The 13,745-nt window shown below is 56.9% G+C and carries 14 protein-coding genes; 8 read left to right on the forward strand and 6 right to left on the reverse strand.

Annotated features, from left to right (window positions below; translation table 11 throughout):
* Positions 1-145: 145 nt before the first annotated feature.
* Positions 146-481: a cupin domain-containing protein gene (locus AC2FJZ_RS18240; RefSeq protein WP_050604885.1), complete on the reverse strand. Its 336-nt coding sequence runs from the start codon at positions 479-481 to the stop codon at positions 146-148.
* Between the two features lie 116 nt (positions 482-597).
* Between AC2FJZ_RS18240 and AC2FJZ_RS18245 the strand changes: the two genes are divergently transcribed.
* Positions 598-942: a DUF8846 family protein gene (locus AC2FJZ_RS18245; RefSeq protein ID WP_083445326.1), complete on the forward strand. Its 345-nt coding sequence runs from the start codon at positions 598-600 to the stop codon at positions 940-942.
* Here the strand turns inward: AC2FJZ_RS18245 and AC2FJZ_RS18250 are convergent.
* Positions 939-1,997, reverse strand: coding sequence for a transporter substrate-binding domain-containing protein (locus tag AC2FJZ_RS18250; protein ID WP_050605028.1), 1,059 nt, complete (start codon positions 1,995-1,997; stop codon positions 939-941). The genes AC2FJZ_RS18245 and AC2FJZ_RS18250 overlap by 4 nt on opposite strands.
* A 210-nt stretch (positions 1,998-2,207) precedes the next feature.
* On the opposite strand from AC2FJZ_RS18250, the gene dapE reads away from it, so the two are divergent.
* Genes dapE through rnr form a run of 4 tightly spaced genes read left to right on the forward strand, consistent with a single transcriptional unit; the run spans position 2,208 to position 6,647 of the window.
* A complete protein-coding gene (gene dapE, locus AC2FJZ_RS18255) occupies positions 2,208-3,347 on the forward strand; it encodes a succinyl-diaminopimelate desuccinylase (RefSeq protein WP_496670106.1) in 1,140 nt (379 codons plus the stop codon).
* The gene (locus AC2FJZ_RS18260; protein ID WP_496779416.1) at positions 3,344-3,769 is read left to right on the forward strand and encodes a GNAT family N-acetyltransferase; all 426 of its coding nucleotides are present in this window, start codon (positions 3,344-3,346) and stop codon (positions 3,767-3,769) included. Before dapE ends, AC2FJZ_RS18260 begins: the two co-directional genes overlap by 4 nt.
* Positions 3,766-4,341: a TIGR04282 family arsenosugar biosynthesis glycosyltransferase gene (locus tag AC2FJZ_RS18265; RefSeq protein WP_496779418.1), complete on the forward strand. Its 576-nt coding sequence runs from the start codon at positions 3,766-3,768 to the stop codon at positions 4,339-4,341. Before AC2FJZ_RS18260 ends, AC2FJZ_RS18265 begins: the two co-directional genes overlap by 4 nt.
* Before the next feature lie 47 nt (positions 4,342-4,388).
* On the forward strand, positions 4,389-6,647 hold the full coding sequence (gene rnr / locus AC2FJZ_RS18270; protein ID WP_496779420.1) for a ribonuclease R: 2,259 nt from the start codon (positions 4,389-4,391) through the stop codon (positions 6,645-6,647).
* Here the strand turns inward: rnr and AC2FJZ_RS18275 are convergent.
* Entirely contained in the window at positions 6,638-7,024 is a 387-nt protein-coding gene (locus tag AC2FJZ_RS18275; protein ID WP_496779422.1) for a DUF1801 domain-containing protein, read from the reverse strand. The genes rnr and AC2FJZ_RS18275 overlap by 10 nt on opposite strands.
* The gene (locus AC2FJZ_RS18280) at positions 7,021-7,716 is read right to left on the reverse strand and encodes a glutathione S-transferase family protein (RefSeq protein ID WP_050604891.1); all 696 of its coding nucleotides are present in this window, start codon (positions 7,714-7,716) and stop codon (positions 7,021-7,023) included. The genes AC2FJZ_RS18275 and AC2FJZ_RS18280 overlap by 4 nt, the downstream gene beginning before the upstream one ends.
* Positions 7,717-7,800: 84 nt before the next feature.
* Here AC2FJZ_RS18280 and AC2FJZ_RS18285 point away from each other — a divergent pair, with 84 nt between their 5' ends.
* On the forward strand, positions 7,801-8,514 hold the full coding sequence (locus AC2FJZ_RS18285) for a helix-turn-helix transcriptional regulator (protein ID WP_496779424.1): 714 nt from the start codon (positions 7,801-7,803) through the stop codon (positions 8,512-8,514).
* A 63-nt stretch (positions 8,515-8,577) separates the two neighbouring features.
* A complete protein-coding gene (locus tag AC2FJZ_RS18290; protein WP_496779426.1) occupies positions 8,578-9,894 on the forward strand; it encodes a lytic murein transglycosylase in 1,317 nt (438 codons plus the stop codon).
* A gap of 403 nt (positions 9,895-10,297) precedes the next feature.
* On the opposite strand, the gene AC2FJZ_RS18295 is transcribed toward AC2FJZ_RS18290, so the two are convergent.
* The gene (locus AC2FJZ_RS18295; protein ID WP_496779428.1) at positions 10,298-11,695 is read right to left on the reverse strand and encodes an aspartate aminotransferase family protein; all 1,398 of its coding nucleotides are present in this window, start codon (positions 11,693-11,695) and stop codon (positions 10,298-10,300) included.
* A gap of 75 nt (positions 11,696-11,770) precedes the next feature.
* Positions 11,771-12,454, reverse strand: coding sequence for a GntR family transcriptional regulator (locus AC2FJZ_RS18300; protein WP_496779430.1), 684 nt, complete (start codon positions 12,452-12,454; stop codon positions 11,771-11,773).
* Positions 12,455-12,594: 140 nt separating this feature from the next.
* Between AC2FJZ_RS18300 and AC2FJZ_RS18305 the strand changes: the two genes are divergently transcribed.
* Positions 12,595-13,680 carry a polyamine ABC transporter substrate-binding protein gene (locus AC2FJZ_RS18305; protein ID WP_496779432.1) on the forward strand — a complete coding sequence of 362 codons (1,086 nt, stop codon included), beginning with the start codon at positions 12,595-12,597 and terminating at the stop codon, positions 13,678-13,680.
* Positions 13,681-13,745 lie beyond the last annotated feature (65 nt).

The following is a 13,745-nucleotide window of genomic DNA, read 5'->3' on the forward strand; positions in this document are numbered from 1 at the left end:
ACGCGGCGCTGAGGTCAGCAGAAACTGGCCCAAAATGAGGAAAAAATGTGGCATTAATGTGCCGGATTCAGCTCATGAGTTTGCGCTTCAAAACGCCTCAACTAAAAGTCGAAATCAGAAATGAAGTTTGGTGAGTCGTTTGTTATTATGCCTTGATCGGATAGCGGTCCGGTTCTTCAAATACATCTATGACACGTGTTCCGGCCTTTATCTTGCCGCCGTGTTCGACGCCTGAGGGGATCGAATAGCTGTCGCCGGGGCCGAATGTTCTGGTCTCAGTGCCGATGGTCAATTCAACCTCGCCCTCGATTACTGTACCCCATTGAGCCCTGTGAGAGTGTGCTGGCAACTCAAAGTCTTCGAGAAACGTAAAGAACGCGACCAAACCCGCATCCGACCGGATTACAGCGGTCTGAACCACTTCTTCCGGGAACGGGACGTCGAGGCTGGGAAAGGCTGTGATGAAATCTGGATAGGTCATGAAATGGTCCTGTGTCGTCTTGGATCGGTTTTCTCCCGGCACTATGGCCTCTGGATTACCTGTCTGCAATTCCCGGCTGCTTGACCGTGGGCGGGCGCACGGCTATGGCCCCATGCATGGAAAAGCAAAAGAAACCCTCGCGTCAGCAAGTTTATACCCTTCTGGTCCAGATCGGTCGCAAGGATGGCGACGGGTTGCCCGAGGGGGCAACGGGTGCAGCGCTTATCTGTTATGCCAGCGGTGTAGATGAGGCCGAGGCCGTGCGCGAGACGGTGGCTATTTTGAAACAAGCTGATACTGCGCCTCTGGACGTCACCGGGTACGGCACCTTGGCCGAGCGAGAAGCACAGGGGCACGATATCGAACCAGACGAACGCGCCCTGATGCAGCGTGCGCTGGATGAAAACGCCGTAATTGTCGCGCAGATGACGCCGTTTTTCGGAGACGAGGCGCAGGCCTAGTTCCGGGCACCGAACCACTTGCGATAGATTTCGTCATAGGTTCCGTCTTCACGCAGCGAAAGCAGGGCCTGGTTGACATCCTCGACCAGGGGCGAACCGGTCGGAAATGCGATACCGTAGTTCTCGCGCAGGAAAACACCGCCTGTCATAGACGCAATACGCCGCCCTTCATGGGATGCATAGTAGGACAGGATGGGTGCATCGAACACCACCGCGTCCAAATCCTTGGCCTGGAAGGCGTCAAGCATCTGTTCCAGCCCCGTATAGCCAGTGAATTCGATCTCGCGCCGGTTCAGAAAGCTCGCTGCGGTCGAATTCGAAATGGTGCCGACAGTCTTACCGTACAAGTCGTTCACCGAATTCACGCTGCCAGTGATAGCGTCCACGGTCATGACCGACGTAATACGGGCGGTGAAAACCGATACGATGAACAATGATGAAACGACCAGAACCACACCCAGAAGCCGGCCAAAGGGGGTGCGGGGCATCCTTTCTTCAAATCCGCCATTCACAACAAGGTTCAGCGCCCACCAGAACGAAGGAAACCAGGCCTCGTTCAGCTTGCGGTCGAAATAGGGTTGGGCACGCCGCTCAAAGCTCCACATCAACATGCCGCCACCCAGGAGGATGGCAAAAGCCAGACCAATGGCGATGAACAACTCTCTGGAAAGCAGTGCATGCAGAAGGGACGGCTGGCGGGCGGCCTCTGATGGTACCATGATCTGTAACCCCGCCTCAAAGATCGGCTGGGTGAAATCCATCTGCGTTTCCCGCTGGGCGGTGATCGAGATATTGGCGATGGCAAGATCCGCAGACCCATCCTGCACTGCATCAAGCATATCCGGAAAGGATTCGACGCGATTGACCGTGTAATCCCAATTCAATGACTCCGCCAATGCGGATAGCAGATCCATCGAAAAGCCGGTTTCAGTGCCGTCCTCGACATAGGAAAACGGCGGGCGGGTCACCGTAGTGACCGTAAGGGACTGTGCCATGCTCTGCTGTGCTAGAACGGCGAAAGTCAGGCTGATCAGTGCGAAGAATGCGCGCTTCATATTCAATTCACCTGTTTCGCGGCCCTGTAACGCGATTGTGCTGTGCACGGCAAGATGGTCGCCGGGTAAACTGCTTTGATTCATTGGGGTGTCGTTTTGAAATCTTGTCATTCGGATGAAGGTTTTTTTTGCGGATTGGGGTTGGAAAACCGGCCAATTCGTTGAATCTGTGCGCGAACCCGCGAAAGACACTGTTCCAGAGGCCAATGCATGACCGACCCCGTTCAATTGACAGCCGATCTGATCCGTTGCCCATCGGTCACACCCGAAGAAGGCGGCGCGCTTGTTTTGCTCGAGTCGGTTCTGTCGGACGCGGGGTTCGACTGCACGCGTGTTGATCGTGGAGGCATCTGCAACCTGTTTGCCAGATGGGGCCAGAAAGGCCACACGCGCAGTTTCGGCTTCAACGGTCACACCGATGTTGTTCCGGTCGGGGACGAGGTGGCGTGGACGATGCCGCCATTCGGGGCCGAAGTGCGGGACGGCGTGATGTATGGGCGGGGCACCACAGATATGAAGTCCGGGGTTGCGGCTTTTGCGGCTGCGGCGATGGACTTTGTCCGCGACACGCCGCCGGACGGAGCCATCATCTTGACGATCACAGGTGATGAAGAAGGCGATGCGGTGGATGGCACCACCGCCTTGCTCGACTACATGAACAGTGCGGATGAACGCATGTCAGTCTGTCTGGTGGGAGAACCCACATGCCCGAACAAGATGGGTGAGATGATCAAGATCGGTCGGCGGGGCTCGATGACCGCGTGGTTTACAGTCACGGGCGTTCAGGGGCATTCGGCTTATCCGCATCGGGCCAAGAACCCCTTGCCTGCCATTGCGCGGCTGATGGACCGTTTGGCTAGCCACGAACTGGATCAAGGAACGGACCATTTCGATGCTTCTACATTGGCGGTGGTCACAATAGACACCGGGAACGCCGCCACCAACGTGATCCCGGCGCAATGCAGCGGAGCGGTCAACATCCGCTTCAATGACCTGCACTCAGGTGCCAGCTTGAGTGAATGGTTGAAGTCAGAGGCGGATCAGGTTTCTGCTGAGTATGGCGTTGAAGTTGACGTTAAAATCAAGATTTCAGGGGAAAGCTTTCTGACCCCGCCCGGAGCTTTGTCGGATTTGGTCGCCGATGCGGTTGAAGCTGAAACCGGAGTCACGCCAGAGCTGTCCACAACCGGTGGTACGTCGGATGCACGGTTCGTCAAGAACCATTGTCCGGTTGTCGAGTTCGGACTGGTCGGGCGCACAATGCATCAGGTGGATGAATGCGTTGAGGTGGCGCAGATCGAACAGCTCAAGGCGGTCTATACACGCATCCTGACGGACTTTTTTGCATGAATTTTGACATTGAAGTTACGCAAGACTTACCATCTTGTTTTGCTCTGCGGCATCAGGTTTTCGTTCTCGAGCAGGGGGTCCCCGTATTGGAAGAGCAGGACGCGCTGGACAATGCAGCGATCCATCTTTTGGCGCGGGACGTGCAAGGGCCGTTAGGAACAGCACGCATTGTCTGCGACAGGGGCACGGCCAAGATCGGTCGAGTCTGTGTTCTGGCTCGGGCTCGGGGGCAGGGATTGGGGGCTGACCTGATACGCAAAGCGGTCGACCTTGCCCGAGCCGATCCAGAGATCAATAAAGTAAAGCTCGGTGCACAAACACACGCCGTCAGGTTTTATGAGAAACTCGGCTTTACTCCTTTGGGTCCGGTGTATCTGGATGCCGGGATTGAGCATCGCGACGTGGTGCGGGACTTGCCGTGAGGCGTACTTTGGTGATCATGGTGAAGGAGCCTCATCCAGGTCGTGTGAAAACCCGTTTGGGTCGCGACATCGGTATGGTGGGTGCGGCATGGTGGTTCCGGCACCAGACCCGGTCCTTGATCCGGCGGCTGCGTGATCCGCGTTGGCAGATTGTGCTGGCGGTGTCACCGGATGCAGAGGGTCTGACCAGCCGGGTCTGGCCTGCTGATTTGCCACGCGCGGCACAGGGGCGCGGTGATTTGGGCGACCGGATGGGACGAATGCTGCGGGGCATGCCCAAAGGTCCGGTTTGCCTGATCGGTGCCGATATTCCGGGAATTTCACGCGTTCACATTGCCCGGGCTTTTGATGGGCTGGGTCGATCTCAGATGGTGTTCGGCCCTGCGCCGGATGGCGGCTATTGGCTGGTTGGGGCGCAGCGCTATGCGGCTTTGCGCACAGGTCTGTTTCGGGATGTACGCTGGTCGACGGAACACGCTTTGGCCGACACGCTGACCTCGATTCGCGGCTGCCGTGTGTCCTTTCTGGACCACCTGCACGACGTCGATACGATCGCCGATCTGAAACCCTGAGGTTTTTTGGTCATGACGCGGTCGCAAACGCGTGATAGGCCGAAAGTATGACTCGCATTCCCACCAAGCAGGAGGTCCTCGACTGGATCTCAGCGAACCCCACCCTCACGTCAAAACGCGATATTGCCAAAGCCTTTGGCATCAAGGGCGCGGATCGGATTGATCTGAAGCGCATCCTCAAAGAGCTTGAGGCGGAAGGGCATCTGGAAAAGCGCAAGCGCAGCTATCGCGATCCGGATCGCTTGCCGCCTGTCAGTGTGTTGCAGGTGAAAGCGCCGAACGCCGATGGCGATTTGTTCGCGCGTCCGCTGGAATGGCATGGCGAGGGGGTTGAACCCACCGTCCTGATCATAACCCGCGCCAGCGATCCGGCATTGGGCGAGGGCGACCGTATTCTGGCCCGCCTGACCGTGGTGCATGAAGAAGACCACAACTACGAGGCCCGCCTGATCCGTCGCATCGGGACCAACCCGCACAAAATCGTCGGCATCTTTCGCAAAGGAGCCGAGGGCGGGCGTATTGTGCCCATCGACAAGGCAGGTTCCACCGAGTGGCTGGTCCATGATGGCGCTGTTTTGGGGGCAAAGGACGGCGAACTGGTCGAGGCTGAACAGGCAGGACCCAAGAATCGTATGGGTTTGCCCCGTGCACGTATTGTTGAACGGTTGGGTGATCCGACTGCGCCCAAGGCGGTGTCATTAATCGCGATCCATCAACACGGTATTCCGGATGATTTCCCCGACAAGGTGATTGCAGAGGCGGACAAGGCCAAGCCAGTTGGTTTGAATGGTCGAGAAGACCTTCGGGATATGCCTTTGTTGACCATCGACCCCTCGGATGCGCGCGATCACGACGACGCCTGCTATGCCCATGCTGATGACGACCCCAAGAACCCCGGCGGTCATGTGATCTGGGTCGCCATCGCAGATGTCGCTGCCTACGTGCAGCCAGGCACGGCACTGGATCGCGAGGCGCGCAAGCGTGGCAATTCCAGCTATTTCCCCGACCGGGTTGTGCCGATGCTGCCGGATCGTCTGTCGGGCGATCTGTGTTCTCTGCACGAAGGCGTGCCGCGCGCCTGTATCGCCGTGCGGATGCAGATCGACGCGGATGGGAACAAGATTGGCCATCGCTTTGTCCGCGGTCTGATGCGGTCGGCTGCCTCGCTGAATTATACCGAGGTGCAAGAGGCTATCGACGGCAATCCGAACGACCGAACCGGGCCGTTGCTAGAGCCGGTTCTGAATCCGCTTTACGCCGCTTATGCCGCGTTGAAGAAGGCGCGTGCGGTGCGGCAACCCCTGGAGCTGGATCTGCCAGAGCGTAAGATCGTGCTGTCCGACACAGGTGAAGTGACGAGCGTCGCTTTCCGAGACCGGCTGGACGCCCATAAGCTGATCGAGGAATTTATGATCCTCGCTAATGTTGCCGCAGCTGAGACCCTGATCGCCAAGCGTCGGCCCCTGCTGTTCCGCGTGCACGAAGAACCCGCGCCGGAGAAACTGGAAAGTCTTCGGGAAACAGCGCAGGCGGCGGGGCTGAATCTCGCCAAGGGGCAGGTTTTGCAAACCCGTCACTTGAACGCGCTGCTGAACGCGGCTGCTGGGACCGAGGATGCCGAGCTGATCAACCTGACCACCCTACGGTCGATGGCGCAGGCTTATTACAACTCTGAGAATTTCGGTCATTTCGGGTTGGCGCTGCGGAACTATGCGCATTTCACCTCGCCCATCCGCCGCTATGCCGACCTGATCGTACACCGGGCGCTGATCTCGGCCCATGGCTGGGGCAAGGACGGTCTGACCGAAGATGAAATTATGCGACTGGACGAGACAGCCACGCATATCTCGGATACCGAGCGCCGATCCATGATGGCCGAGCGGGACACGACCGATCGTTATCTGGCCGCCTATCTGAGCGAGCGGGTGGGCAATGAGTTCTCTGGCCGGATCAGCGGCATCGCCCGGTTCGGGGCCTTTGTGAAGATGGACGAAACCGGAGCGGACGGGTTGGTGCCAGTGCGATCTTTGGGGCGCGAGTTCTTTCATTTCGACCGCGAGGCCGGGACGCTGATGGGATCGGACAGCGGGCTGATCATCGCCATAGGCCAGCGCGTCACCGTGCGCCTGACCGAAGCGACGCCTGTTACCGGCGGCTTGGAACTGGAACTTTTGTCAATCGATGATCAGGCGCTGCCGCGCGGGCGGGGGCCTGCAAAACGGGGGACCCGTCGAAAGGCCGTCAGCACCAAGCGCAAGAAGGACAAGATCAAGCGCAAGGTGGAGCGCAAGCGCCGTCAGAGGTGATAGGTAAGCGCCCGGGCAATCAGCCAGCCATGGCGGGTTACATCGATCTGGCTTGGGTCATCGAACAGGATGGCCCGGTTCCCGTCAATCCGATCCTCACCTGGAAAGGCCGAGGTGAAATCGCCCATCAATCGGCTCTGACAATGCACGAACAGCGCGAAGCGTGCCGACTTGTGAGCCCCAAGCCGGATCGTTGATCCTTTGGGCGCAAGGTAGGCGGGCTGGCCCCAACGCAGTTCCTCATGCAGAGGATTGGCGGCGGGCAGAGATGTCGCCGTGTCAAAGATCAGCTCTCGTAACCCCAAAACCCCCGCACGCGTGAGCGGGGGGAGGGCCTCGAATACCGCGGCGACTTGAGGATCATCAAAGGGTCTCAAACGGGTATCGCCTTTTCCATCTGGTCCACGTAGCTGTTCAACAGGTTATCCTGTTTGATGCGGCGGGTCAGCGGGGTATCTGCTGGCGTCGCGCGCATTGCAGCCAGCATTGGGCCGACACTCATGTCCGCGGATGTTGGTCGGTCCCCCAACAGGAACGAGGATTGCCAAAGATAGGCCGAGATCGCCTCGAGATCGCGTTCAACCCGGTCCAGCCGCTCAGAGAGTGAGAACCGCCCTATCCCTTGTGATGTGATCCCTTTCAGAACAGATTTTCGGATCGCATTGGACGCCGGTTTGCGGATCAGGGCGGGTATCCCGGTAAAGAAGGTTTCCCGTAGGATTGGCCATACGTCGTCATTGCCCCAGCGATCCAGAACGATATGAAAATACAGATGCTCTTCGGCCATGCGCACCAAAGCGCGGGATTGCGCCCTTTCCACATCTGTCAGGCCCTGATCGAAATCTGCGCCATTGGTTTCCAGCCAATCTCGGATCAGGTCGCTGTCGGGGATCAGACGTTCGGGCGTACGCAGCACAGGCAGTTTCTGATGCGGCATCTTTCGGGGATCCAGCATGTCAGAGCGCTGCCAATCCTGACCGGAGTGTTGCAGCATCAAAGCCGTTTTGACGCAGAATGGGCTGGCACTAAACAGGCCGAAGGCAGAAGGATAGGTGAGAAGGGTCAGCATCACTGTGCTCCGTTTTTGGCGATGCAAAATGTGTAATCGGGGCTAATGACAGTTTCTGTCATCAGGTTTAAGCTAGAATGCATCATGTCCCGTACCGCCCGATTGTTCCAATTGATGCAGGCCCTGCGTTCGGGCCCGTCGCCCAAAACCTCTGCACAACTGGCGCAGGATCTGGATGTGTCTGCCCGGACCGTCCACCGCGATATCGATGCGCTGCGTGGTCTGGGGGCTGTTATCGACGGCGAAGCGGGGTTTGGGTTTACACTGATTGAGGATGCGACACTGCCCCCGCTGGGTTTCACCGACGATGAGCTTGAGGCGCTGGTTCTGGGCCTGCGCGAAGTTCAAGTCGTTGGTGATCCGTCTTTGGCGGATGCCGCCGGTGCTGCCCTTCGAAAGCTTCAGGGCCGTTTGCCCCCGCGTCAGTCGCACCGGCTGAGCCACGCAATTCTGGCGGCTACCCGGTTTGACCGCCCCCCGGCGCCGACGATTGACGCGGCAACGTTGCGGCAGGCGGCTTGGGACGAACGCGCGGTGGAGTTTTCGTATACGGATGCAAAGGGTCAGGCTACGCTTCGGCGCGTAAATCCGCTTAGCATCGTCTACATGGACCGTTCGAACGTGTTGCTAAGCTGGTGTCATCTGAGACAGGATTTCCGTGTTTTTCGCCTGGACCGGATGCAGGATATGCGTGTGACGGATCAAAGCTTTAGACCAAACCGCGTGCCGATGCTGCGCGACGTTCTGGCCCGCATCCGCGCGGACCGGGAAGCACAAGAGCGCGAAACAGGGGTCTGAGTGCTTTGTGATTTGCTGATTTTGCGCTACCCTGGGGTTGAGCAGTGATCAGGAAAATTCGGTATGCATAAATGCGTAGGCGGCGTCATGACCGTCGCATTATGGGCATCCATGGTGCAGGCGGACACAACAGAAACAGGAAGTTGGTCGAGCGGCGATACGCTTGGTGAAGCGGTACAACTGGCTTCGGCAGATTTGGCTGTTTCGCTTCGACCCGTTCCACGCCCATCGATTGAGGCGCTGCACGTGTCGGCAGCAGCGGTCGCGCGGTTTCAGATCTGGCTGAGCGCGTTTCAGGGTCGTGCGCAACAGCAGGGAATTACGAAAGGAACGCTGTCTCAGGTGTTCTCGGACTTTACCTTTGACGAAGACATCATAGAGCGAGATCGAAATCAGGCAGAATTCTCGAAACCGATCTGGGAGTATCTTGAGTCCGCAGTTTCAGATACGCGCTTGTCTAATGGTCGTGCCGCCATGCAACGGCATCGGCAGGTGCTGAACCGGATCGAGGCCGAATATGGCGTCGAAAAAGAAGTGGTCACGGCCATTTGGGGTCTGGAAACTTCGTTTGGATCGTATCGTGGCAGCAGCCGGACGCTCAGGTCGCTGGCGACACTGGCCTTTGATGCAAGACGGGCTCAGTTCTTTGAAACGCAGTTGATTGCCGCCCTGCAGATCGTGCAGGCAGGTGATGTCAGCGCCGCAAACATGTTGGGCAGCTGGGCGGGTGCGATGGGCCACACCCAATTCATGCCGACCTCGTATCTGGATCATGCGGTCGACTTTGATGGGGATGGCCGACGTGATATCTGGTCAGACGATCCAACGGATGCATTGGCCTCGGCGGCGTCGTATCTGGCGCAACATGGCTGGACCAAGGGGCAACCCTGGGGTGTTGAGGTGCGATTGCCCGCAGATTTCGACTACGCTTCGGCCCGGCGAGACTTTACCCGGATGCCGTCCGAATGGGCCGCGCACGGTGTGTTAGGGCGCGACGGAACGCCAGTCCCTGATCACGGTCGGGCCGCGATCCTGCTTCCTGCTGGAGGGCAGGGCGTTGCGCTGATGATCTTCGACAATTTCAGCGTGATCGAGGCGTATAACGGGGCCGATGCATACGTCATAGGCATCGGGCATTTGTCCGACCGGCTTACGGGTGGCGCACCGTTTCTTTCCGACTGGCCACGTGCTGAGCGGGTGTTGAGTTTTAGCGAGCAAAAGGAACTGCAATTCCGTTTGACCGAGGCTGGGTTCGACACAAAGGGTATCGATGGGCGCACCGGGCCAAACACGATCAACGCGGTGCGGGCGTATCAATTGGCACAGGGGTTGCGGCCGGACGGGTATCCGACAGTGAGGCTATTGGATCGGCTGCGATAAGAAGGAAGTAAGCTCTGATATCGCTTAAATCTACAACGCATCACTCATTCAGACATTTACAAGCCAGGGCTGCGAAGCCTCCTGTCTATCGCCACTCACTTCGATAGACAGGAGGCAGACCCAGAGTAACAGCGGGCCGCGACACAGGCCGAGGTAATATGAGACCTGATTCGCATTCGAATACTTGAATCCAAAAGGAACTAAATCAAGTTATTTGCCGCGCGGAAAATTTTAATTTACGCGAGAATGCTTTTACTTGTTCGCATCGGACGAAAGATTTCTCGACAGCGACAATACGTTGATTCTATCTTGTTGCTTTAAAACAGTAAAATAGAATATCGAAACTAAACTGAATAAGGGACGCTTTTATGGCGTCCCTTACCTGCGTGTTTTCACGAAAGGCTTACGATGCAGCTTTCATTAGCCCCTGTGCGATGATCTCCGCCTGGGCTTCGTCCAATGACTTGTAAATCCGCACGAACATCTCGTCGATTTCCGCAGGGGTCAGGATCAGTGGCGGTGAGATGATCATCCGATCGCCGACATGGCGCATGATCAGGTTGTTGGCAAAGCATCGGTCGCGGCAGATATAGCCGACGGTGCCAGGCTCAGACGCGAATTTGGCGCGGCTGGGCTTGTCTGGTGTCAGCGCGATCGAGGCCATCATGCCGACGACCTTGGCCTCACCCACCAGCGGGTGATCGGCCAATGCCTCCCACTTTTCCTTCAGGTAAGGGGCGGCAACGTCGCGCACATGTTCAACGATCTTCTCTTCTTCAAGGATGCGCAGGTTCTCCAGCGCCACGGCAGCGGCGACCGGATGGCCGGAATAGGTGTAGCCGTGGTTGAATTCGGTACCGCCGATCACTTCGGCAATCTCGTCATTCACGATTGATCCGCCGATAGGCGCATAGCCCGAGCTGAGGCCCTTGGCGATGGTCATGATATGTGGCTTGATCCCAACGGTTTGCGAGCCAAACCAGTTTCCGGTGCGGCCAAATCCGCAGATAACCTCGTCTGCGATCAACAGGATGTCGTACTTGTCACAGATGCGTTGGACTTCCGGCCAATACGTATCCGGCGCGACGATCACGCCACCTGCGCCCTGTACGGGTTCAGCGATGAAGGCGGCGACGCGGTCTTCGCCGAGTTTCAGAATGGCCTCTTCCAGTTCACGTGCGCGGGCCAGTCCGAACTCTTCGGGCGACATGTCCCCACCTTCCGCCCACCAATTTGGCTGGTTGATGTGGTGAATGTTTGGAATCGGGATGCCACCCTGAGCGTGCATGCCTGCCATACCACCCAGCGACGCTGACCCGACCGATGAACCGTGATATGCGTTGTGGCGGCTGATGATGATGTTCTTGTCCGGCTGGCCTTTTTCAGCCCAGTAGGTGCGCACCAGACGGATATTGGTATCGTTGGCCTCGGACCCGCCCGCAGCAAAGAAAACGTGATTCAAATCGCCTGGCGCCAGCTCGGCAATTTTTGCCGCCAGCGCGATGGCCGGAACGTGGGTCGTTTTGAAAAAGGTGTTGTAGTAGGGCAGTTCACGCATCTGACGCGCGGCCACTTCAGCTAGTTCATCCCGGCCGTAACCGATATTGACGCACCACAGACCTGCCATCGCATCCAGGATCTCTTCACCTTCGCTGTCTGTCAGGTAAACCCCTTTGGCTCGGGTGATCACGCGCGCCCCTTCCTGACCCAGCGCGCCATTGGCGGAAAAAGGATGTATGTGATGGGCCGCATCCAGCGCCTGTAATTCGGCGGTCGGCATATGGTTGGTGATGGTAGACATCTGCGACTCTCCCATAAAAGCAGTTGTTGGGTACAATATGATCAAATTTTGTACTGTCAATCGAATCGATCTGTTTTAGGTCGATGAGAGGGCCTCGGATATCAGTTCCATGCCCTGTTCAATATCCTGAGCCGTGGCTTTTGCCACCTTTTCCGCGTTTCCATTGCGCAAAGCGGTGATGATGTCCTTGTGTCGATCAGGAAGGCTTTGCGTCCCAAAACGACCGCACACAACACGTAGAGATGGGCCAAACCGCAACCACAATCGTTCAGCAAGATCATTGAGAATCGGAGCGTTGGCATAGGAATATAACGTTTCATGGAACGCTTGGTTCAAACGTAAGTAACCCCCCACGTCCCCATCGGCGATCATCCGGTCCAGATTCTTGTCGATACCTTCGAGATGGTCAATATCATCCGCCTGCAAATTTGCGGTCGCGCGCCGGGAAAGCTCTGATTCAATTGATATTCTTGCGAATATCATCTGCTGAATATCGCCGGGGTTCAAAAGCGGAACACTGACGCGCCGATTGCCTTGGAACACCAAAGCTCCGTCTGAAATCAGTCGACGGATTGCCTCACGCACCGGGGTCATTCCGACACCCAGCGAATCAGTCAATCCCTGGATGGTAACGGGCTGTCCTGGGACGAGTTCGCCGAATAGGATCTGTGATCTGAGGGTTTGGTAAACCTGCTCGTGCACAGGTTGTTTACCGCTGTCGGCCAACGACAAAGATGCCTTATTTTTGATCAAATCCAATTGGTTCTTCCCATTTCGACTAACCCTGACTTGTCAGGGGACAGACCTCGTGGAACCATACGCTGGATCGAGGGAAAACGCAAAACTTGATCAAATCCAAAAAAACGGGAAAATAGCCGTACATTTGCAGGGAGAAGAAAATGACAATCAAAACGCTGACCATGACAGCGGTCATCGCATTGGGGACTTCGGCGGCCTTCGCCGAAGAGGTGCGTGTTTATAATTGGTCTGACTACATCGACGAAGAGCTGCTAAAAAAGTTTGAGGAAGGAACCGGCCTGACGCTCATCTACGACGTGTTTGACAGCAATGAGGTTCTGGAAACTAAGATGCTGGCCGGTGGGTCCGGATATGACGTGGTGGTGCCATCGGGGACATTTCTTCAGCGTCAAATTCAGGCTGGCGCGTTTCAGGAACTGGATGCAGCCAAACTTTCAAACTCCGGTAACCTTTGGGACGTTATTCAAGAGCGGACCGCAGGGTATGACCCAAACAACGCCTATTCGATTAACTACATGTGGGGCACTACGGGCATCGGCGTGAACGTCGACAAGGTGAAAGAAGCCCTGGGGGATGACGTGGCCCTGAACAGCATGGACTTGGTTCTGAAACCAGAGAACATGGAAAAGTTGGCTTCGTGTGGTGTTCATTTCCTTGATGCGCCAGCCGAAATGATACCGATGACTTTGCAGTATATTGGTGAGGACCCCGACAGCCACGATCCGGATGTGATCAAGAAGGTCGAAGACGTTCTGATAAGCGTTCGTCCGCATATCCAGAAGTTCCACAGCTCGGAATACATCAACGCGCTGGCGAATGGCGATATTTGTGTGGCCGTGGGTTGGTCAGGCGACATCCTTCAGGCGCGGGACCGCGCAGCCGAAGCTGAAAATGGTGTAAACATCGAATACCATCCGTTCGCGGAAGGCTCGTTGATGTGGTTTGACCAGATGGCGATCCCAGCGGATGCGCCGAATCCGGAAGGCGCGCATAAGTTCCTGAATTTCATTCTGGATGCCAACAACATGGCTGCTGCGTCCAATTACGTCTATTACGCGAACGGCAACAAAGCCTCGCAAGAGTTCCTTGAGGAAGACGTGATTGGCGATCCGGCAATTTACCCGGATGATGCCACTATGCAGAACCTGTACATCACGACGCCATATCCCGCGAAAACGCAGCGTGTCGTGACCCGTCTTTGGACCAAGATCAAGTCAGGTACCTGATGCGGTTAACGGCGCGGGGCGGTCGGATGACCGCCCCGTCGCACTCTTGTCCAAACTGACCAAGC

It is taken from the genome of Ruegeria sp. CDSA079 (assembly GCF_059612245.1).